The following is a 21111-nucleotide window of genomic DNA, read 5'->3' on the forward strand; positions in this document are numbered from 1 at the left end:
TCTCTTGCTTTGATACAAAAGGGTAGGGCAGTTCATCAATTCATAACTTCATCCATCCATACAGAAGCGAGATTCCCTCTAGAATCTCATCGGGCGCAAGGTGTCCGTACCCTAAAAGCAGTTTATCTACATGCCTGCCTTTGCAAATGCTGTGATCGTCGACGGAAATGCAGAAAATGCCCGCTTGCTTGGCCTTTTGAGTGAATTCGTGATCAAAGTGCATTCCCTGAAAGGCAAGGGCAATATGCAATCCAGCCGCATCTCCCCAAGGGCGCCATCCTGTACCAAAAGTATCCTTCAGATGCGATAAAAGAATTTTCCGTCGCTCTCCATATAAGCGCCGCATTTTCTGCACATGCCTGTCCAGCTTGCGTGAACCCAGATACTCGGCCAGTGAGGCCTGTTCAAAGGGCGGGCTTTGCACATCTGTATGGGTTCGAAGATACTTCCACTGGCGATGAAGGGATGGAGGCAGTACCGCGTACCCAACCCGCAAGGCCGGGAACAGGATCTTGCTAAAGGTACCTACATAGATGACCCGTTGTGGATCCATGGCGTAAAGCGGAGCAACCGGCTCACCGCAGAAGCGAAACTCGCTGTCATAATCATCCTCGATAATATAGAGATGGTTCTCTCGGGCAAACCGGACTAAAGCGGCCCGCCGGTTGGCTGGAAGAATGCCGCCCAAGGGAAACTGGTGGGACGGCGTCACATAAATAGCGCCAGCGTTCCTTGGTTCAAGCTGCTCCGTCTGCAAACCCTGCTCATCGACCGGAACGGGATAGCATGGGACCTCTTTACTCCGCAGCACCCGCAGCATCCCCATATGACAGGGATCCTCGATGATGATTCCCTTTTCCCGATGACAGAGCATCTCGGAGATCAGGTGCAGCGCCTGGGTGGCGCCAGCCGTGATGAAGATGTCCTGGGAGCGAACGGTAAGGCCTTTGCTTCGAAAAAGCCAAGCGGCGATTTCCTCTCGAAGCTTCGGCAGCCCCTCCGGTCCTGTATACCCGAACTGAACCAGCGGCATCTCCTCATAGGCTTTGCGTAGAAGCTGGGACCATTGGAAACGGGGAAAATGCCGCAAATCCGGTTGCCCTGTTTGAAAGTTCGCTCGGATAGGCGGGGCGCTGGGTGTTGGTGGTTCCAAGGGTTCTGCATAGGATGGTAGGTCGACGCACACGTCCTCGGCCACTCGGGTCGGTGAACCTTGGCTGCTGACCACATATCCTTCGGCCAATAGCATTTCATAGGCCTCGCAAACCGTATTCCGGGACACCCCCAGTTGCTCGGCCAGTTCGCGGGTCGAAGGAAGTGCTTCACCCGATGGGATGTAACCCCTCGTAATTTGCTCCTTGAGCGATTGATAAATTTGACGCGTCAAAGGAATATCGCCATTTCGACGCAACTCAATTCCCCACATGGCACCCTCCAACTGGATTGATAGAAATCGCTGTTAACTGGCTCTTTTAGGATACCAGTTCGCCCTGTATGATTCTAGCCAGTTGATCCTCAGAATCCAATTGCAGAAGAGGGGCTGTGTATGGAAAAGAGCAAAATGGAGCATCTACAGGAATCCTTTTTCCTTTTCAGTGCGTTTACCCTGGCTGGAACCTCTGTGATCACGGCGCGTTTTGTAACCCACCACGTAGGGACCTTTACGATTACCGTCGTGAGTATGTTTTTTGCCATACTGTGCCTTGCGCCGCTTTGCGGGAGAAAATTACCTCACGCGATCGGAACGATGGATAAAAAGCAATGGTTGATGCTGCTTTTACAAGCCTTGTTCGGAGTATTCCTATTCCGCATGTTCTTGCTAGAAGGGCTTTTGCACACCAGCGCGGCAGAAGCCGGAATCCTGACGGGCGCAACCCCTGCCATCACGACCATACTTGCCTGGGTACTATTGAAAGAACATGCAAACAAAAAAACCTTTGCCGGGATTCTCTGCACAGTGGGTGGGATCCTTCTGGTGCAGGGAATTGTGACAAAGGGAAGTGACTTTGCTTCTGAACATTTCTGGGGAAATATGCTGGTTCTTTTCGCCGCAGCCAGCGAATCCTTGTTCAATATATTTTCACGCATGAATTCACTCAAGACCGACGAGGCAGAAAAAGAACCCCTGGATCCGCGGGTGCAGACTTTGCTGGTTTCAGCGATGGCCCTCGGACTCTGCCTCGTTCCTGCATTGTTTGAACATCCCCTAGTATCGTTGACGACGATTGGGCTCGTGCAATGGTCGGCATTGGCTTGGTACGGAGCCATCGTGACGGCCCTGTCGTTCATCTGTTGGTTTGCCGGGATCAAACGGTGTAGTGCCTATACGGCGGCTGCTTTTTCGGGGATGATGCCCTTTACTGCTTTGATCTTGTCGGTGTGGGTACTTGGTGAGCATGCTGGCTGGGAGCAATGGTCCGGAGGGGTTCTGATCATGCTTGGTATGATTTTAATCGGATTGAGAGATGGAAAACGAGATGATCAATCAGAACGAGACCTTTCCATCATCCTATCGGACAATGTCCACTATGACAGGAGATAGCATACTGGTGATACGTCTCTTGGTATCGGGTCAAACTCGCTGAACTGACAAGAACCGTCTGTACGATGGGAGCTAGAGACTGGGATGACCTACTTCCCGGATACTTTGCAGTTTCCCTTTTATCTTTGTAGTGGGAAGTGCATCCAAAACCAGTTCTCCCTTCCCCCCGAGAATCTCAACATAAGAACACGTGTCCTGGACATCGATAATTCCCACATCCCCCGCATCGACACCACTAATACTGGTTAGTGCACCCATGATATCTCCCGGTCTCATTTTCGTCTTTTTTCCGGCATTGATCCGGACTCTTGTGATCTCTTTATTAAGATATTCACTTACATCCTGTTTCCGTTTCGGCTTTACATTCCTGCTTTTCTCAAAAATCCGTTTCCCGCTTTCCACTTCTTCCATGGTTGGCAGTTCCCGCTTCGGTATCTTATACTGCACATATTCTTCTATCTCCGTTAAAAACCTGTGATCGCGAGGCGTTACGAAAGTGAGGGCAGTGCCTTCATTCCCTGCGCGGCCTGTCCTGCCTATACGATGAACATAGCTTTCAGATTCCATCGGAACATCATAATTGATGATGAGGGCAATATCGTCAATGTGAATACCTCGTGCCACCACGTCGGTAGCAATAAGGAATCTGAATTCGCCTCTTTTGAACCTTTGAATGGTCATCAATCGCTCTCTCTGTTCCATGCCTCCATGGAGGCTGCTGCAGAGATAGTTTTTATGCTTCATTTTGCTAAATACTGCATCTACCTGCTCCCGGGTATTACAAAAAATAATACAACTTTCCGGTCTTTGGGTGTAGATAATCTTATTCAAAAGACTACTCTTGTCTTCTTCGTCTACTTCATAATAATACTGCTCGATTTTATCGGTCGTGGGACTTTCCGATTTTACCTCGATTTTTTCGGGGTTGCGCATGTATTTATCACATATAGCAACGATTTTTTCCGGCATTGTCGCGGAGAATAACAGAGTCACCCGATTTGGGGGCAACATTTTTATAATGGCTTCAATTTGTTCAATAAATCCCATATCCAGCATCTTATCCGCTTCATCAATTACCAGATACCGAATCTCATCCAGAATGAAATTTTTTCTTTCGATATGATCGTAGGTTCTGCCGGGTGTACCTACGATGGCGTGGACCCGCTGCTTTAACTCTCGTTTTTGGAATTCTATGGGATGCTTACCATATACGGCTGCGCAGCGGATCTTTTTGAATCTCCCTATATTGGCGATATCCTGCTTGATCTGAACAGCCAATTCTCTGGTGGGAGTCAACACCAACACCTGAGGGTTCTTTTGCTCTATCTCCATCTTTTCGCAAAGAGGAATGGCAAAGGCTGCGGTCTTCCCACTGCCTGTCTGAGATTTCACGATAATATCCTTATCGTGAAGAATCAAAGGAATCGCCTGTTGCTGTACTTCTGTCAGGGTCTCAAATCCAATGCTGTTCAAGGCTTTTACGATTTCTTCGCCAAGACCGTAGGATGCAACGCTTCTATTGTCCATGACATGAACCTCATTCTGTAACTGAGTTTATTATTCATGAATAGCATACCTGATTTTCAGTTTATCATGCGAGTATAAGTTTTGGACACGAGGCTATTTGTTTTGCGAAAAAACCAGTTTTATCGTGCAGTGAGAACACTAATGCCTAGACAGGCGACAGTGGATTGACGTAACTGTTAGGTGAAACATAGAACAAAAAGGAAGCCTCAACCCTGCAGTACGCAAAGGTTGGGGCTCTATGGCCGTTTAGCGGTGGTAGATTAACCCTTCTCTTGAGACAAAGTGCAGCAATCCGCCTTTTATATCTTCTTAACGAATTCAGATTTTAACTTCATAGCTCCAAAACCATCAATGTAGCAATCAATATTATGATCACCTTCAACTAGCCGTATGTTCTTAACCTTCGTGCCCATCTTCAGCGCAGAAGAACTTCCCTTTACCTTAAGATCTTTTATTACACTTACCGAATCCCCATCCTGCAGCACATTCCCATTCGCATCTTTGACAATTTTTTCTTGAATTTGTTCGGTTTCCGATCCTGCCGTCCACTCATGGGAGCATTCCGGGCAGATCAAGAGATCCCCGTCTTCGTAAGTGTATTGGGAATTACATATTGGGCAGTTAGGCAAAGCACTCATAATTTTATTTTCTCCGTTCGTTATTGTTGTTGAAAATTACAAAAACTGAAATTTTCCCCGTTAGCGATGATACGTTTCCCCCCGATTCACCTTAAACCCCCGATAGACCTGCTCCAACAAAATTAACCGCACCATTTGATGAGGAAAGGTCAACTTCGACAAGGACCACTTATACTTACAGACCGCTAATACTTCCGGAGCTATTCCCAGGGTCCCGCCAATAAAGAAGACCACCTGATTCGGCCCATAAAGCTCCCAGTCCCGCATATGGGCTGCTAGGTCTTCCGTAGACCAGAGCTCGCCCCGGGGATCGAGTGCCAAACCGATAAAGTCTTTTGCGCCCGCCGCGCTGAGTAGGCGGGCGCCTTCTTTTTGTTTGATGATGTTTGCTTCCGCATCCGAAGGGTTATCGGGCACTTTTTCGTCGGAAACTTCAATCATCTCAAAACGGGCATAGGCCCCCAGGCGTTTGATATACTCCCGGAGGCCCTCTTGCAGGTATTTTTCTTTCAGTTTTCCTACGGCGACGAGTCGCAGGTGAATCATGGATGTAACAGTCCTTTGATCGAGGCGAAGCCGATGACTTGCCATCCCTGACTCGCCATAACGCCGTTACCGTGGCGGACGTTCGCCATAACGAGCAGATATCTTTCCTGGGTATCGGCATTGCGAACGATGAGCTGAGCACCAGAGGCGTCTTGGGCCTGACCGATGGGCTGCGGGCTCATCAGATCGCGGAGGGTCACGTTGGACACTTCCCAGCTTCCGCCTTTCCCAGCGAGATCCTTGATGGTTTTATCGGTGACGGCTTCCAGAGGATCGCTCTTTTTCGCCCAAGGGCCATCTATGGCTTCTTTGCGGCCGAATTTCAAGTCTGTCAAGAATCCTTTGGCGGCGCTAACCACTTTGGAGGTTTGTGGGCTGTCTACAAAGGAACCGCTGCCGACGACCTTCCAGCCTTCTTTCGTCTTTTGAAGATCCCAGGCATGGCCACCGGGTACTTTTTTATCGCCGACGGTGACCATGTAGTCGAAGACGACTTCGGCACGGTTGCCGTTTACATCGATTTTGTAGGGAGTGACTTGAACTTGGGGATCGCCTTTAAAGGATGCCCGGACTTGTTTGCTGATGTTTCCGAGGATGAGCTGTTCTTCTTCCAAGGCATCGGTGTTGCCATTTTGGCCGAAGGATTTTTCAAGGATTTTGGGGTCGTTTTTGACGATCGCCGTAAAACGGTTTTTCAGCGCTTCTTTGACCGCGTTCAAAACTTCCGTTTCGGCTATCGTCTTCGGTTCAACGAACTGCATCTCCTGGGCCGCTTGAGCACCTTGATAGGCGACCATGGGCATATGGGCAAATGTCAGTAATCCAGTGAGGAGCAGCGAGGCAGGCACCCAGCCCCAGGGACTCGGTTTTGACTTGGGCGCGTTGCCCTGTCCGTGATCGTGGCTATGGTCTTGCCCGTGGTCATGACCGTGGTCTTGTGCATGGTTCTGGCCGTGGCTGTGGTCGTCATGACCGGCCGGGCCGTGCAGATCTTGTGCCATGATGTGAATCCACCCTTTTCTTATACGCTTTATCTCTCTTGTCTTAGATCTTCTCTCAGGGAAAACCGACCCAGTTCATTACTGGGCCAGTTCTCCGAGCGTGACGGGAACGGTCAGTTTTTGTTGTTCCCGGACGATGGTCACGTTGACCGTATCGCCGACTTTATAGTTAAACATTTCCCGCTGCAGGTCTGTACGGTTTTGAATTTGCTTGTCGTTAAGGGCGATGATGATATCGTTGTTTTGCAATCCTGCACTCGCCGCTGGGCCGCCTGGGGACGGTTTGATGACGACACCGTAATCGACGATCAGGTTGTACTGGGCAGCCAGTTCTTTGTCCACATCCAGCACCAGGGTGACGCCTAGAGCAGCTCGGGTGACTTTGCCTTTCGAGCGCAGTTCATTGACGATGGACATAACCGTGTTCGAGGGGATGGCAAAGCCCATGCCTTCAAAGCCTTGAACGGCGATCTTGATCGAGTTGATGCCAATGACTTCTCCGTTGGCATTTAAGAGGGCGCCGCCGGAGTTACCAGGGTTGATGGCGGCGTCGGTTTGAATCAAGTTCACGGCGACGCTGCCTTCCGGCGAGTTCAATTGCCGGTTGAGGCCGGAGACGATTCCGGAAGTGACGGAACCGGCAAATTCGCGGCCGCCGGGGTTACCAATAGCGATGGCCAGCTCGCCGACTTTCACCTTGGATGAGTCGCCGAATTTGGCGACAGGCAGGTTCTCTAGGTCGATTTTGATGACAGCTAGGTCTGACCGTGGATCGGTGCCGATCAGTTTGGCCGGAGCAGTCCGCCCATCAGGCAGGTTGACAGCCAGTTCGGCAGCGTTTTCGACGACGTGGTTGTTGGTGACGATGTAGCCTGCGCCGTCAAAAATCACACCAGAGCCGGTACCCGCTTCTTCAACACGGGATGAGCGGAAGAATTGGCGCACTTTCACCCGGTTGGAGATACCGACGACGGCAGGACCGACCGATTGAGCCACTTGCACGACCCGGTTCGTTTCGGAACCGACTTTCGTCGGATCGGTCAGTTGAGGCGGCAATGCGTAGCCCGACGGTGCTGGGTTGCTCGGCGACGGCGGTGTCGCTTTTGGGGCAAAATACTGAGAGATGTAGCCGCCGAGGATGGCGGCAATGAGTGCCACCGCGAAGTAGGATAGAAGTCCTCGCCGGCGGGGCGGTTGGCGATTGGGCCCCTGTTCCTCGAAGTGATTCACAGTTCGCTCCCCCGTTCCTTTGAAGTCTGATCTTACCTATATTTCCTCTAGCTGATGCGCCTCATACCGAGGCGCTACAGCTAGGCGGATGCGTTCCCGCGGTTTCTGCGGTTCCTTGTCCGGCATACCGGGCCAGCGCAAGCAGCATTGTTCCGCTACTGTCCGGACGTTTTCTAAGCCGACGACAGCCGGAATGTCGGCAGCCGTCATTTCCACCTCATGGCCTCGTTCGGTGAGGATGGACTCGACCGTCTGCAGGGCCACATGAGGGTTGTTGTTTTCGGCGCTTAAGTGGGCTAAGATGATCTGCCGGGTGCCGCCGTCACAGAGTTTGGCCAGGGCTTCCCCGCAGACTGGGTTGGATAAATGGCCTTTTTCGCTGGCGATGCGCCGCTTCAGATGGGGCGGATAGGGGCCGTATTGTAGCATGTGGGGATCGTGGTTGGCCTCGAAGATGAGGCCTTCACAGCCCATGAGGCGGCGTCCCATCCCCCGGGTGACGTAGCCGGCATCGGTGGCGAGGCCGACCCGTTTTTCCCCGTCGCTGACGGTGATGCCGATCGATTGGCGGGCATCATGGGGGGTGGGGAAAATTTCGACATCTACGTCCTTGATGGCGATCTTGCAGTCGCTGTCGACGACACGGACCTGTTCTTCGGGCACTTTGCCGATGCATCCGGCCATGCCCTCCCAGGTGCCTTCGGTGGCGTAGACAGGCAGTTTATAGCGGCGGGCGAGGACGCCGACGCCGCGAACGTGGTCGATATGTTCATGGGTGACGACGACCGCGTCGATGCGCTTCGGATCGACACCGACGGCCGAGAGGCCTTTTTCCACTTGTTTTCCCGTTAACCCGGCGTCCACGAGGATCCGGGTGTCGTTGCCTTCGATATAGGAGCAATTGCCGCTCGAGCCGCTGGCGATGGTCGTATAGCGCATGTTACCTCCGGCGCCACCGGTGTATCCGGATGGCATAGTCTTTCTGATCCAGATGAACGGGGATTTCCGTCAGGGAGTTTTCCCAGTCATCTGGGGAAAAGCGGGCAAAAAACTGCTTCGCCCAGTCGCGTCCCGGATCGGAGAAGATGAACTCGCCGCCAGGGGCGAGATGCTTATGAACGATCGTCTCTAAGCTGCCATGGAGGTCTTTTTCATAGAGGATGTCAGAGCCGATGATCGTCGAAAAGGCGCCCAGTTCCGGGAACTGGCGCCAGTCGGCCTCGATGCGCTCCGTCGATTGGTCGTTTTGGGAGGCGTTTTGTCCAGCCAGAGATAGGGCTTGCGGGATGAAGTCGGTCTGGGTGACTTGGGCACCCTTTTTAGCGGCGATGATGCCCGACAAGCCGAGACCACAGCCGAGTTCCAGCACCGTTTTGTCCTGCAGGTTCACCTCATGCCAGAGGTAGGCGGCCAAACCGACGGCAGAGGGCCACAATTCGGCCCAGAAGGGCAGTTCATCCACTTCCTGGGCAGCTGCGATCAGGTCTTCAATGTTTGTGATACGGGTGAAGGTGAGCACCGGTCCTCCGGGCACACGTACCGGTTGTGTCTCGAGCTGCAATGGGGTCCCTGCCTTCCTGGCGCTTTACCTGTGAATAATTTGTGAATAACCTGTGGGTAAGTATGACTTCGTTTTATAGATAGAAAGGTATCGTAAGGGAGGCATATCAAAATAGTTCGTACGGCTTTCGGCTTTTGGGAGTATCTATACGGAGGAATTCCGCGTTGAATCGCAACTCTTAGATGAGTTATGGCGATCAGAGAATCCGGCGGATTCTGGCACCGAGAGACGTCAGCTTAGCCTCGATGTGCTCATAGCCCCGCTCCACGTGGCTCATGCCGCAGATCTCCGTTTCGCCTTCGGCCATCAGACCTGCGATGATCAAGGCAGCACCCGCTCGCAGGTCCGTCGCTTTCACTTCGGCGCTGGAGAGCTTGTCAACGCCGTCGATGACGGCGGTGCGCCCTTCAATTTTAATCTGGGCGCCCATGCGCTGCAGCTCGTCGACGACACGTAGGCGGTTTTCGTAGACGTTTTCCACGATGAGGCTGATCCCTTTGACGGTGGTGAGCAATGCCATCAGTTGGGACTGCATGTCAGTGGGAAATCCGGGATAGGGCAGTGTCTTCACATCGACAGGCCGGAAAGGGCCTCGACCGTCGACGAGGATCTTATCGTCCCCTTCTTCCACCTTGATGCCGATCTCACGCAGTTTCGCCGTGATGGAATGGAGGTGGGTGGGGATGACGTTTTCGACGATAACCCGACCATGGGTGGCCGCCGCAGCCACCATATAGGAACCGGCTTCGATCCGGTCGGGGATGACAGAATAGCGAGTCCCTCGCAGTTCGTTGACACCGTCGATACGGATGAGGTCTGTCCCGGCCCCCCGGATGCGGGCGCCCATGGCGTTTAAGAAGTTGGCCAGGTCGACGATTTCCGGTTCCTTGGCGCAGTTTTCAATGATGGTCTGTCCTTTGGCTAAGGTGGCAGCCATCATGATATTTTCGGTCGCACCAACGGAGGGAAAATCTAAGTAAATTTTTCCGCCAGTCAGGCGCTTGCCGCCGCCTTGGATGCCGCCCAGGATGTACCCATGTTCAATCTTCAGATCGGCGCCGAGGCCGGAGATGCCTTTAATATGTAAGTCCATGGGCCGGGTGCCGATGTTGTCTCCACCCGGCAGGGCCACCTCCGCCCAGCCAAAACGGCCGATCAGCGGACCGAGGAGCAAATTCGATGCCCGGACTTTTTTTGCGAGTATGTATGAAGATCTGCAATTGATGGAGTCAGGGACGTTCATGCGAATGACACCCGGTTCGAGCCACTGAGCGTCTCCGCCCATGTCCCGCAGGATGTCCATCATCACATCAACGTCACTAATTTGTGGAATATTCTCTAAGACCGTCTCGCCGCTAGCCAAAAAACAGGCTGCCATGACGGTGAGGGTAGCATTTTTGGCGCCACTGATAGGCACTCGCCCTTCAAGGGGTATTCCCCCCTGAATGATCAGCTTTCCCAACGGGCATCGTTCCCCTTTCGTTTGAGGCATCGGCCGATGTGAACACAGCGATTTTGCCAATGCTTTTTCAATAATTCTCGCCCTTGCGCCGGATTCCTGCTATGTGTAAAAAAAGGCTTTACCGAAAATTCGGCAAGCCTTTACAGAGGTTCATCAACGCAAGACTTCTATACCGATGAGTCTATTTTTGTGTCTTTTTCGCCTGCTGCTCCACCTGTGCGGTGAATTCGCCCCAGGTGAGTCCCGTCGACACTTTTACGGCTTCTGTAACGTCACCGCCCTCGGTCAAGACGGCCACGGCCTTCGGCAGCGCATCCGGACCGAAGCGCTGAATGCAGTCCACAGCCTGCAGTGACTGCCGGTAGGCGAGGCGTTGGTCAGGCAGTTGATCGAAATCCAGGTCCATGGAAGACCAGGGGTACAAATGGTTTGCCCAGTCGCCTTTCGGACCGGTCAGTGTATAGCCGGAAACACGTCGCTCCATGTCCTGGGCCACTCCTTCCGTAAACCACCGGGGTACATTCCCTCCCGTCTGGTAATCGAGGACCAGGTGCGCCAGTTCGTGGGCCATTGGTCCCGTCATATCCTCGCCCGATTGGCTCCAAATCCGGGGCGAGAGGACCCGCACGACCCCAGCGTAGTAAACGCCCATGGCCGATTGGTCTTTCCAGCCGAAAACCTGGTTGAAGGATTCCCGCTCGGAATAGAGCAGGACGAGCGGTTTATCTTTCGGGGAGTACCCGACCGTCGATTTGACCTGCGGATAGATTCGATCTGTCTCTTCTAAGATGGACTTCGCCTGGTCCACATCTTCCGGACGATACCGGAGGATCACCTGCTTTCCTTCAAGACTGGACCAGTCCCTTGTATCTCGATCGGCTTTCCAACGGGCGTATTCCCGGTATAGAGAATAACTAGTGCTTTTTAGCGAGTTCCACGGGGATGTCCATGATGGCGAAGTTGATAACTCATTCGAGTTTGTCCCCACTTTAACGAATACAGGGACACGTAGAGTCAAGATCAAGCAAATCAACGCCAAAAGGATCATTCCCCACAGGCGCAGATCTGTTTTCAATCCCCCCATGTTTCTCCCCCCTTGCACATATACGGCTTTTGGTGATGAAATCAGACGATTCACCATTATACCAGCAAAACGTGCATGTAGGGGCGGGGGTTACTGGGCCCGTGGGAATGATCTGGTAATACCGACACCGGCTATAAAGCAAAGGGGTTTCTACAGAAAAACACCCTCTGCTGCATTGAGCACGAGGGTGTTTTCGAATTTATTTCTGTTGATTCTGCCCGCCTAGGCCGCTTAGATCCGGTTTTTGCAATCCTTCCGGTGCATTAGAAGGCGTGTTATCTCCCGGCTGGGGCTGCTTGCTCATGGCATCGACCAGTTGGATGAGTTGATGATATTCGCCCGCTATATCTTCCGGCGGATTCTTGGCTAAGGCCTTTTGCCAGAGGTCTTTCGCTGCCGTGGGATTTTGACGCGCTTGGAATAAAAAGAGGCCGTAGTTTCGATAGGCGTTCCAATGGTTCGGATCCTTTTGCAAGACCGTCTTATACTCTTTTTCCGCAGCGTCAAGTTGGTTGGAGTAAAAGGCTGATGTGGCCGCGTCGACCCGGGCGTCATTGTTATCCGGCTTAAAACCTAAGTATTTTTGATACGCTACATAGGCTTGGCTGAAATAGGCGTTGCTCTTTTCAGCATCACCCTTGGACCGGTAGAAACTTCCCAAATCCATGCGCCAGTTGCCTACACCGAGCCAGGCATCGGCGTCATTCGGATTGGCTTTCACTTTCGCTTCCTCATCGGCTAGCAAGGACTCCAACTGTTGACGCTGGTTCTCCATCGCTTCTTCGGTGCTCGGCCCGGGTGCCTGTTGAGCGATTTTGGGCACCGAGGTGAGCGCTAGAGCTAAGGTACTTCCCAACAAGCCGAGAGCGATCAAGATGGCCGTGACGACCACGACGGGATTTTTTTTACGGGCCGGTCTTTCGCCGCCTGTCCGTGGTGGCAAAGAAATTTCATCCTTTCTCTACCGATTCGGCGTCTCTCTGTTGAACACTTTCTGATCAGAGCGATGGCCGCCGTACCGTTATTTTGCATTATTTGTATTATAGCATGTCTACCCGATAGACTGCACAAAAAAGCCCCACGGGTGCAGCCGCGGGGACGTTTATCTATTACCGGATAAAGTCATGGTCGTCATTCATTTATAGCTCGTGATCCAAGGGGTCACGGACGTATTATTTATGGCTGTAGCGGCTCCGGATAAAGAGCCTTTAATGCCGGGAAGCGAGATATTTCTCGACAGCGATGGCCCCGATGGCTCCGTCGCCGACGGCCGTAGCGACCTGGCGCAGGGGGGTCTGGCGCACATCACCACAAGCAAAGACGCCAGGAATATTTGTCGCCAAGGAACTATCCACCTTGACGTATCCCTCGTTCGTCAGTTCCAGTTGGCTCTTCAGGTAGCCGATGGCCGGATCGTGGCCGACAAAGATGAAAACGCCGTCACAGGGGATTTCGCTGTGCTCCCCGGTTTTTATGTTTTTCAGGAGGGCTTTTTCTACGTTCTGTCCGCCAGCAATCTCTTCAATGACCGTATCCCAGATAAAGCGGATCTTGGGATTAGCGAAGGCCCGTTCCTGCAATACTTTCGTCGCTCGCAGTTGGTCCCGGCGATGGATGACCGTCACTTCCGCAGCGAATTTGGTCAGGAAGATCGCTTCTTCCACAGCCGAGTTGCCGCCGCCGGCCACGATGACCTTGCGTCCGTAGAAGAAGGCTCCGTCACAGGTAGCACAGTAAGAGACGCCGCGTCCGTGGAATTCTTCTTCCCCTTTCACGCCGAGAGGGCGCGCCTTGGCACCGCCGGCGATGATGACGGCACGGCCATAACGGACCCCTTCATTCGTCTCGATGCGCTTGAGGTGGCCTTTCAGGTCGGCTTGTTTCACTTCTTCGTTGATCAATTCGGCGCCGAAGCGTTGGGCCTGGCTCAAAAAGCGCATCATCAGTTCCGGTCCGGAGATGGGCTCTTCAAAGCCGGGATAGTTTTCGATTAGTTCTGTCGAAGATGCTTGGCCGCCGGGCATGATCGCTTCAAACATGGCCGTCCGCAGCCCTGCTCGGGCCGCATAGAGTCCCGCCGTCAATCCTGCCGGGCCGGCGCCGATGATGAGCACATCGTAGATTTCCTTCGGTTCCGCTTTCAACCATGCCTGATACTCTTTTAACATGCAGCGGTCCATGACCACCGTCAAGCCGGCACTTTCAGCCAGGCGGGCCGCTTCTTCATTGACAACGCTCTCCTGGAGCCAGAGGACTTCCGCTCCCCGCGCAATGGCCTGCTGGGCGATGGGCAGCACATCTTCCGAACGGCGGAAGACATCGACCACATCAATTTCTATATCAGCGGGAATGGAGGCCAGGTCGGGGTAGCTTTTTTCTCCCAGCACTTCCGAAACGGCCGGGTTGACCGGGATGATCCGGTAGCCCTGTTCCTTAAGGTATTCGGCTACATGGTAACTAGCCCGCTGGGGCTTGTCGGACAATCCGACGACGGCAATAGTCGTTAACGATGGAAAATCGATCATGCTGCTTCACTCCCGCTTTTGTAAATACCCTCATAGGGTATATATTTCTTATCTCTATTTTAGGGAATAGGGATTTGCGTTGTCAAGGAAAGAACATGAAAAGGGGATCCCTATTCGGAATCCCCTCTTACCTTAGCAAATATGTGCTATTTCTGTGGAAATATGTACTAAACCTTTGAACGTCAAATACACCCATCCACCATCATTTTCTTATTCAGTTGTTACGGCTTAATTGAGGTAGTTCAGCGGGTTTTTGACGCCGCCATCGTTCACTTCAAAGTGCAGATGGCTGCCATAGGCCCGTCCCGTAGCGCCGCCTTTGCCGATCTCCGATCCGCGGCTTACGGTCTGACCTTCCCCGACTTCGATGCTCGACAAATGGGCATAACGGGTTGTCATGCCGCCATGGTCGATGATAATACATTTTCCATAGTTACCGGCCCAGCCGGCAGAGACGACGGTGCCGTCCGCTGCGGCGTAGACGGGATCACCCGTTTCCAGGTCGATGTCGATGGCGGGATGAAACTCCCGTCCACCCCGGTACCCAAAACCAGAGGTGATGCGGTGACCTGCGACCGGCCAGGACAAGGTGCCGCTGCCGCCACCGGAATAGGTGCCCCGGGCCCTGCTCGTTCCACGGGAAGCCAATTGAACCCGGTTATTGCCGCGGACTTCAAGCCGTTGTACCGGCTCTTTTAAGACTTTTTCTTCCGTCAGGTTTTGTTCCACCAAATAGTTGTTTTCCTTGGTGAGCAGATAGGTGGCCAGCTTCGTTCCCCGGACACCTTCCTGTTTCACTGTGACGCCGCCTGGGCGCACATCATCGGACTTTTCCACTTTGGTGGGATAGGGAATGTCTTCTTGCACGGTCGATTTGTAGGTGGTTGCCACGTTGAGGTAATAGGTCGGCCGGTTTAGGTTGATCTCTTGGCCGATTTTCAGCTTGTTTTCGTCAGCGAGCTGCGGGTTCGTTTTAATCAATGCGAGCCAGCTCATATTGTTTTTGGTCGCTACGCTCCAGAGAGTATCCCCTTGTTGGACGACGTAGCGAACTTTTTCGCCTTTGCCTTCAACGAGCAGCTTCTTGATGTCAGCGGCCGTTTGAACTTGACCTTTCGGAACTTCCACATCTTCATAGGTGATTTTCTGCTTGACCTTGACGTCTACCACTTCGACGCCAGGCGAGGAGATTTGGCCAACGGAAAAATAGTCGATGGCGTCTTTGACGATTTTTTCGGCTTCTTCACGGCTGGCCGCAATGAAGACCGGTTGACCGTCGATGACAATTCGGCAAGCTTTGGTCATGGCATTTTGGTCTTCTGCCACTTGTGCCGCACCGGACATGCTGTTGAAAGATGCACCGTGTACTCCGGTAAAAATCAAGGCGCCTGCAACGACCAGTACACCTGTACCCTGGGCGATGCGAAGAAGCCCTTTGCTTTCACGCCAGTTTTGCAGGTCGATGGCTTTGACATCTGCGACGACTTCCGACCATTTTTGTTGTATGCCCGAAATCTTCTCTGTCAGGAAATCCTTTTTGGACATATGCGCCCCCTTCCCGAACCCCTGATCCGTTTTTTCTGCGCATTACTCAGGGGCTTCTGTCTTGGATTCGGTTCGCGGAACAAGCCGGAGGGACCAAATTTCCGACGTTCGGCTGGGTTTGGGTCCGTTCTGTCATTTGGCATCTACAGAAATAGAGTCCGCGCTTATTATAACATGGCAGCAATTGTCGGGTAAACCCATAAAATTCCCACACAGTGCACTTTTACAGGGATTTTGTCCTGCTGTAGAGAATTCGCTCGGCTTTTGGCAGCTTGCGAAGGGTACATTTCGTCTCGTTACAAGCGAACCCAGGACCCAGATCGGTCGAAGTCGGAGGGGTGATCAGGTTGACACCGCCGCCGCTATGCCGGGACTGTCCCGGAGTGATCACTGCTGTCCGTGGAGGCACATCGTCATCAGCGTGGGCCGTCACGATAAGCGATCCCTGTTCCGATTCGACGATGACCTCGTCCCCCGGGCGGACATTTAAATCCTGCATGTCCTCCGGATGAAGCCGCACTGACGGGGTATCGGACAGGTTGCTTTCGTCCATATCTTCGCTGTCCCAAAACTGGGAATTGCGTTTCCCTTTGGGACGGACGAAGAGCATCCGAAAGGAAGAGGCTGACTCCGGCAGGGCCTGTTCGATCGGGACAACTTTGTTCCCACATAAGAGATGGGCGAATTCGGTCTCTCCGGCGAGTTCCACCTTCCCGGATGGTGTGGCAAAAGAGCCGTCCTTAAAGGGAATGACCTCCATTCCCGGGTTAGGACGAGGCCCGCCTTGTACACCTTCCAGGCTCAGTCCGCGGTCCTGGAGGATCTCCTCCAGCCACTGCTCGGCAGACTGGTTCCAGTGGTCACGTTCTTTCACCAGACCGGGCACCATCGATGCATTCGCAGCGATGAGACGCTGGGCCAGTCCCTGCCATATGCAAATCTCCGGAAGGACCTGCCCCCGGGGCGCAACGACGGCCGGTTGGTAATGAATGTAGTCGTTTCGTTCGCTGGCGATGAGGTCCGGCGCCTCGAAGGAAGTGGCTGCCGGCAGGATTACGTCGGCAAGGCGTGCTGTGTCGGTGAAAGTGAAGTCGATGACCACTTTAAACGGTATGGTGTGCAGGGCCGACGTTAGACTGGCAATATCCGGCACCTGACTGGCCGGATTGGCCCGGTTGATAACGGCGATCTGGATCGGTGGCTTACCGGTTGTGTCGTTCGTCCCGTTTTCACTGTTTTTCAGCCCGCTCTGTTTAAGGCTAGAATGACTATTTTCGCGGCGGCCGTCAATCTCGCAGGCCAGATCGGTCCAGGCGACTTTGTGCAGGCCTTTCGGTTTCTCTCCCGCAACAGCTTGGCTCAAGGAATTATACTTGTCGTTCGCTAAGTGGATCCCGCCGCCGCTGATGCCCAGTTGGCCCGTGATGGCGGCGAGGGCGTCGATGGCCCGGACGGTGAGGCCGCTTTGGCCGTAACGCAATAGGCCGGCACCGAGCACAAGGGCTGACGGGCGTCCTTTCGCATACAGGCGGGCTAAGGTCCGGATGAGACGCGGTTCTAAGCCGATATGTTCACCGACTATCTCCGGCGAACAGGCGGCTACCGCTTTGGCGAAAGAAGCGAAGTTATTCACATGGCGGGTGACAAAGTTACTATCCCACCAGCGGTTTTCCAAAATGACATAGGCCATGCTGAGCGCAAGCAGACCATCTGTCCCCGGTTGTATCCGGTATACCTCGTCGGCGATCTGGGCCGAAGCGGTACGCAAAGGATCGATGAGGATTACCTTGGCGCCTTTTTCTTTGGCTTCTGCCAGGTAAGGGATGAGGTGCGTATTTGTCGTCGCCGGATCCCTGCCCCAGAGAAAAATCGTCTTTGCCCGAACCAGATCGGCCCAAGCCGGTGATGCAGCCTCTCCGAAATCAGCCCGCTGAGCTGCCAGGCCCGCTTCCCAGCCCATCGTTCCATCGACGACAGTCACTCCGCCTAGACCATAGAAAAAGCGGCGGTCCAGCTGCTTTAGAACCCCTGTGGAACCGGTGCCGGCCATATGTAAAATGGAGCCGGGGCCGTATTCTGTGAAGGCTTTCGCCAGCGCTTGGGCGATGTGATCGAGGGCCTCGTCCCAGGAAGCCCGCCGCCAGCTCTCGCCTACCCGGAGTAAAGGCGCGGTGATCCGGTCGGGACTGTACTGGCGTTCGATCAGCCGGGTTGCTTGGGAGCAGACAAACCCCCGGGTCACTGGGTGCCGGGGGTTGCCGGTGATATCGACGATTCGTTCTCCCTCCAGGTGGACTTGGAAGGAGCAAAGGTCATAACAGTGTAAGGGACATGCGGAAAGAACGGTACGTTTCATGGAGAAACCCCTTCTTTTTAGCGTCGGTGGGCGATGGTCCGTACGTTGACCAACGATGTATGAAAGAAAAACAGCTCGATCTCTACGACTCAGTTAGATCAGCAAGTTTCCAAGGCTTTGGCGTACAAGGCCCACTTGAGCCGCATCTTCGCCAATTGACAGCTCATTTTAGCTGGGATACGCAGGTCCCCCGTATCGGCCTCGTTGTTGGCGTGACAGCCGCCGGAGCAAAGGAACCGTGCCCAGCAGGTGGGACAGCCCTCTTTGTGGTAAATATGCGCTTCCGAGAAAGCATCACAAGCCGATAGGTTGTTCAATTCGGTGGTCACATTCCCGAGGAGATATTTCTCCCGGCCGACAAACTGGTGGCAAGGGTAGAGGTCGCCGTTGGGTGCTACCGCCATGTATTCAAAGCCGGCCCCGCAGCCCGAGAGGCGCTTAGCGAGACACGGTCCGTGAGCCAAGTCGAGCTGAAAATGGAAGAAGTTGAAGGGCCGGCCTGCTTTGTTCCGTTCGTCGATGTTTTCGGCTAAGATGCGATACTGTTCTTCCAGTTGGGCCAGGTCTTCTTCTTTGAGGGCATAGTCGATATCAGGGGCAGCTACGACGGGCTCCACCGATAAGTGTTGAAAGCCGAGGTCGTGAATATGCAGCGCGTCGGCAGCGAAATCAGGGTTGTGATGGGTAAAAGTTCCCCGGACATAGTAGTCTTCCCCGTTGCGGGATTGAACAAACTTCTGCAAGTTGGTGACCACATCGTCATAAGAACCGGAACCGTCCACATAGGGGCGCATCTCGTCATGGACATGGCGACGTCCGTCTAAGGACAAGACGACAGAGAGGCCTTCCTCGTTTAAGTATCGTCCCACTTCCTCATCAAGCAACAATCCGTTGGTCGTCAAGGTCAGTTTGAGCACTTTATCTTCCTCGGAAGCCCTGCGCTTCGCATAAGCCACCAGCTCTTTGACGACATCAAAATTCATCAGCGGCTCGCCGCCGAAAAAGTCGATTTCGACGTGGCGCCGTCCTTGCGAATGGGCGAGTAAAAAGTCGATGGCTTGCCGGCCTACTTCAGCCGACATGAGGCTCCGGTCGCCGCCGAAAGGACCCGTCCCGGCAAAGCAGTAGCTGCAGCGCAAGTTACAGTCATGGGCGATATGTAGACAGAGCGCTTTCACGACTGGCTTTGACGGCTCTGCGACGGTAGCCGCCGTCTCTTTATCGGAGAGATAACGCCGGGCCAGTGAGTCTGTCGTGAACAGCATGCCCGCCGCTTTCAGTTCACCTAGTTCAGAGAGGATCTCGTCGACCATTTCAACGTCCAGGCCTTCTACCTCAAGAAGTTGTGTGCGGGCAACATCTCCGTCTCCCTGGGCGGTGACGATTGCTTGCAGCACCTGAAAGGCCACCGCGTCAAGCCGGTGCAGCGAGTTCGAATTCACATCATAGCAAAGGGCAGTTTGGCCGTGGCGAAAGCACACGATGTTGGCGGCAAAATCATAGTCTTTTAATTCGGCCCACCAGGAAGCAGTACCGGTCTCGTTCGGCATATTTTCAGCAACCTTTTCGATTATTTTTTATAACAGCAACAAGAAACCCTCTATCCGTTGCGGTGCGAATAGAGGGTCCTTTTTCGTATATGGCAATACGATCTCTAGCCCTTCTGACAAACCTGGTTGCCGACTGTGCAAGAGGTTTTGCAGGCCGATTGGCAGGAGGTTTGGCACTCCCCGCAACCACCGGTATGTACGGTAGCTTGCAATGAGCCCTTCTGCACGGTAACGATGTGCTTGCTCACAGAACTTCCCTCCTCAGCGTTCGCACGCCAAAAATCCGTTGGTATTATAGCATTTTCTTGGCAAGCGGTAAAGGTCCTGCTAAAAAGCAATTTTACCGAACACAGAAGTATGGCCGATCACAAGCGATAGAACGGTATTTTCAGGGATATGAATCGTCATAACGATTATTTTTGAGTTCCGCTTGTACCGGTTCGGCCGGGGATGCCGGTTCATCGGCGTATCCTTTTTTGCGACGGTAGTAATAGGCCCCGATGGAGAACAGGATCAACCCGACGGCGATGACTTGGGCCAGCCGGAATGGTCCTAGCATCTCCGAATCCATCCGCAAGCCCTCGATGAAGAACCGGCCTGTCGAGTAATAGACCAAATACGCTAAAAACACTTCCCCTCGGCGAACCGTCGGCCGGCGGCGCAGCCAGAGGAGAAAGAGGAAACCGCTGAAATCCCAGAGGGATTCGTACAAAAAGGTGGGATGGCGCATTTCACCAGCGATCATCATCGCCCAGGGCAGGTTCGTGGGGTAGCCGTAGGCTTCCTGATTGAAGAAGTTTCCCCAGCGTCCGATGGCTTGACCTAAGATGAGCGACGGAGCGGCAATATCAGCCATCTGCCAGAAGGAGACGCCGTGTTTGCGCGTATAGAACCAACCAACGGTAAAGGCGGTGAGCAAGGCGCCATAGATAGCGATACCGCCGTGCCAGATGGCGATCACTTCTGACGGGTCGTTTTGATAGTACTGCCAGTTGAAGACGACGTAGTAGACCCGCGCGCCAATCAACGCGAGGGGAACCGCCCAGAGAACCAGGTTGTAGAGAAAATCGGGGTCAATTCCATGACGGACCGTTTCCCGCTGCGCCAGAAGCGTACCGATGAGTAGGGCGCTGCTGATGAGTATGCCATACCAGTGAACGGTGATGGGTCCGATTTGAAATGCGATCGGATCCGGCAAGTCTAATCCCCCTTATTTTTCCATATTCTATTCTATGATACCCCGTTTCCGGTAAAAGTCAAGGAAGGGTCCTTCCGAACAAGTAAAAGGTCAATTTCGGCAAAGAAATTTGGGCAAAGAAAAAAGAACCCGCCCCCAGATTAAAACTGAAAACGAGCCCTTTATAAAGCATTACTATGTAAATGGCGGAGCAGACGGGATTCGAACCCGCGATCTCCAGCGTGACAGGCTGGCATGTTAGGCCTCTACACCACTGCTCCAGAAAAAAGATGGTGACCCGTAGGGGATTCGAACCCCTGTAACCGCCGTGAAAGGGCGGTGTCTTAGACCGCTTGACCAACGGGCC

General features: G+C 53.5%; 18 protein-coding genes and 2 tRNA genes. 1 reads left to right on the forward strand and 19 read right to left on the reverse strand.

From position 1 onward, the window contains the following. Nucleotides 1-40: 40 nt before the first annotated feature. Nucleotides 41-1426 carry a MocR-like pyridoxine biosynthesis transcription factor PdxR gene (gene pdxR, locus H1S01_RS17110; RefSeq protein ID WP_188041616.1) on the reverse strand — a complete coding sequence of 462 codons (1386 nt, stop codon included), beginning with the start codon at nt 1424-1426 and terminating at the stop codon, nt 41-43. Between the two features lie 120 nt (nt 1427-1546). Between pdxR and H1S01_RS17115 the strand changes: the two genes are divergently transcribed. Beyond that, nucleotides 1547-2542 (forward strand): DMT family transporter, encoded by a 996-nt coding sequence (locus tag H1S01_RS17115; protein WP_243237407.1) that lies wholly within the window; start codon nt 1547-1549, stop codon nt 2540-2542. A 72-nt stretch (nt 2543-2614) separates the two neighbouring features. Here the strand turns inward: H1S01_RS17115 and H1S01_RS17120 are convergent, their stop codons facing one another. From H1S01_RS17120 to H1S01_RS17205, 18 genes are all read right to left on the reverse strand, one after another. Further along, nucleotides 2615-4069 (reverse strand): DEAD/DEAH box helicase, encoded by a 1455-nt coding sequence (locus H1S01_RS17120; protein WP_188041617.1) that lies wholly within the window; start codon nt 4067-4069, stop codon nt 2615-2617. Between the two features lie 299 nt (nt 4070-4368). Continuing rightward, nucleotides 4369-4707, reverse strand: coding sequence for a zinc ribbon domain-containing protein YjdM (locus H1S01_RS17125; protein ID WP_188041618.1), 339 nt, complete (start codon nt 4705-4707; stop codon nt 4369-4371). 60 nt (nt 4708-4767) lie between these two features. Then, nucleotides 4768-5253 carry a 23S rRNA (pseudouridine(1915)-N(3))-methyltransferase RlmH gene (gene rlmH / locus H1S01_RS17130; RefSeq protein ID WP_188041619.1) on the reverse strand — a complete coding sequence of 162 codons (486 nt, stop codon included), beginning with the start codon at nt 5251-5253 and terminating at the stop codon, nt 4768-4770. Continuing rightward, the gene (locus tag H1S01_RS17135; RefSeq protein WP_188041620.1) at nt 5250-6254 is read right to left on the reverse strand and encodes a hypothetical protein; all 1005 of its coding nucleotides are present in this window, start codon (nt 6252-6254) and stop codon (nt 5250-5252) included. Before H1S01_RS17135 ends, rlmH begins: the two co-directional genes overlap by 4 nt. A gap of 78 nt (nt 6255-6332) precedes the next feature. Next, nucleotides 6333-7484: a trypsin-like peptidase domain-containing protein gene (locus H1S01_RS17140; protein ID WP_188041621.1), complete on the reverse strand. Its 1152-nt coding sequence runs from the start codon at nt 7482-7484 to the stop codon at nt 6333-6335. A 36-nt stretch (nt 7485-7520) separates the two neighbouring features. Then, nucleotides 7521-8423: an MBL fold metallo-hydrolase gene (locus H1S01_RS17145; RefSeq protein WP_188041622.1), complete on the reverse strand. Its 903-nt coding sequence runs from the start codon at nt 8421-8423 to the stop codon at nt 7521-7523. 1 nt (nt 8424) lies between these two features. Continuing rightward, on the reverse strand, nt 8425-9045 hold the full coding sequence (locus H1S01_RS17150; RefSeq protein WP_188041623.1) for a class I SAM-dependent methyltransferase: 621 nt from the start codon (nt 9043-9045) through the stop codon (nt 8425-8427). Nucleotides 9046-9241: 196 nt separating this feature from the next. After that, nucleotides 9242-10507 carry a UDP-N-acetylglucosamine 1-carboxyvinyltransferase gene (gene murA, locus H1S01_RS17155; protein ID WP_188041624.1) on the reverse strand — a complete coding sequence of 422 codons (1266 nt, stop codon included), beginning with the start codon at nt 10505-10507 and terminating at the stop codon, nt 9242-9244. Nucleotides 10508-10688: 181 nt separating this feature from the next. Further along, nucleotides 10689-11591: a hypothetical protein gene (locus H1S01_RS17160; protein WP_188041625.1), complete on the reverse strand. Its 903-nt coding sequence runs from the start codon at nt 11589-11591 to the stop codon at nt 10689-10691. 199 nt (nt 11592-11790) lie between these two features. Further along, nucleotides 11791-12534, reverse strand: coding sequence for a tetratricopeptide repeat protein (locus H1S01_RS17165; protein ID WP_188041626.1), 744 nt, complete (start codon nt 12532-12534; stop codon nt 11791-11793). 265 nt (nt 12535-12799) lie between these two features. Continuing rightward, nucleotides 12800-14116 (reverse strand): thioredoxin-disulfide reductase, encoded by a 1317-nt coding sequence (gene trxB / locus H1S01_RS17170; protein ID WP_188041627.1) that lies wholly within the window; start codon nt 14114-14116, stop codon nt 12800-12802. A 228-nt stretch (nt 14117-14344) separates the two neighbouring features. Then, nucleotides 14345-15661, reverse strand: a complete 1317-nt coding sequence (locus H1S01_RS17175; RefSeq protein ID WP_188041628.1) for a peptidoglycan DD-metalloendopeptidase family protein — start codon at nt 15659-15661, stop codon at nt 14345-14347. A 223-nt stretch (nt 15662-15884) separates the two neighbouring features. Beyond that, on the reverse strand, nt 15885-18017 hold the full coding sequence (locus H1S01_RS17180) for a molybdopterin-containing oxidoreductase family protein (RefSeq protein WP_188041629.1): 2133 nt from the start codon (nt 18015-18017) through the stop codon (nt 15885-15887). Between the two features lie 98 nt (nt 18018-18115). Beyond that, complete coding sequence (gene scfB, locus H1S01_RS17185; protein ID WP_188041630.1) at nt 18116-19567, reverse strand: thioether cross-link-forming SCIFF peptide maturase; 1452 nt, start codon at nt 19565-19567, stop codon at nt 18116-18118. 104 nt (nt 19568-19671) lie between these two features. Next, the gene (scfA, locus tag H1S01_RS17190; protein ID WP_170292103.1) at nt 19672-19815 is read right to left on the reverse strand and encodes a six-cysteine ranthipeptide SCIFF; all 144 of its coding nucleotides are present in this window, start codon (nt 19813-19815) and stop codon (nt 19672-19674) included. Between the two features lie 140 nt (nt 19816-19955). After that, a complete protein-coding gene (lgt, locus tag H1S01_RS17195; RefSeq protein ID WP_188041631.1) occupies nt 19956-20765 on the reverse strand; it encodes a prolipoprotein diacylglyceryl transferase in 810 nt (269 codons plus the stop codon). A 183-nt stretch (nt 20766-20948) separates the two neighbouring features. Beyond that, nucleotides 20949-21025 (reverse strand) — tRNA-Asp (locus H1S01_RS17200). Between the two features lie 10 nt (nt 21026-21035). Next, nucleotides 21036-21111: transfer RNA gene (locus H1S01_RS17205), tRNA-Glu, on the reverse strand.

Source organism: Heliobacterium chlorum (assembly GCF_014502795.1).
Classification (GTDB): domain Bacteria; phylum Bacillota; class Desulfitobacteriia; order Heliobacteriales; family Heliobacteriaceae; genus Heliobacterium; species Heliobacterium chlorum.

Excerpts from the sequence above, each read along its gene's own strand:
- pdxR (WP_188041616.1), bottom strand. The coding sequence starts at position 1,426 with ATGTGGGGAATTGAGTTGCGTCGAAATGGCGATATTCCTTTGACGCGT.
- H1S01_RS17115 (WP_243237407.1), top strand. The coding sequence starts at position 1,547 with ATGGAAAAGAGCAAAATGGAGCATCTACAGGAATCCTTTTTCCTTTTC.
- H1S01_RS17120 (WP_188041617.1), bottom strand. The coding sequence starts at position 4,069 with ATGGACAATAGAAGCGTTGCATCCTACGGTCTTGGCGAAGAAATCGTA.
- H1S01_RS17125 (WP_188041618.1), bottom strand. The coding sequence starts at position 4,707 with ATGAGTGCTTTGCCTAACTGCCCAATATGTAATTCCCAATACACTTAC.
- rlmH (WP_188041619.1), bottom strand. The coding sequence starts at position 5,253 with ATGATTCACCTGCGACTCGTCGCCGTAGGAAAACTGAAAGAAAAATAC.
- H1S01_RS17135 (WP_188041620.1), bottom strand. The coding sequence starts at position 6,254 with ATGGCACAAGATCTGCACGGCCCGGCCGGTCATGACGACCACAGCCAC.
- H1S01_RS17145 (WP_188041622.1), bottom strand. The coding sequence starts at position 8,423 with ATGCGCTATACGACCATCGCCAGCGGCTCGAGCGGCAATTGCTCCTAT.
- H1S01_RS17160 (WP_188041625.1), bottom strand. The coding sequence starts at position 11,591 with ATGGGGGGATTGAAAACAGATCTGCGCCTGTGGGGAATGATCCTTTTG.
- trxB (WP_188041627.1), bottom strand. The coding sequence starts at position 14,116 with ATGATCGATTTTCCATCGTTAACGACTATTGCCGTCGTCGGATTGTCC.
- H1S01_RS17175 (WP_188041628.1), bottom strand. The coding sequence starts at position 15,661 with ATGTCCAAAAAGGATTTCCTGACAGAGAAGATTTCGGGCATACAACAA.
- H1S01_RS17180 (WP_188041629.1), bottom strand. The coding sequence starts at position 18,017 with ATGAAACGTACCGTTCTTTCCGCATGTCCCTTACACTGTTATGACCTT.
- scfB (WP_188041630.1), bottom strand. The coding sequence starts at position 19,567 with ATGCCGAACGAGACCGGTACTGCTTCCTGGTGGGCCGAATTAAAAGAC.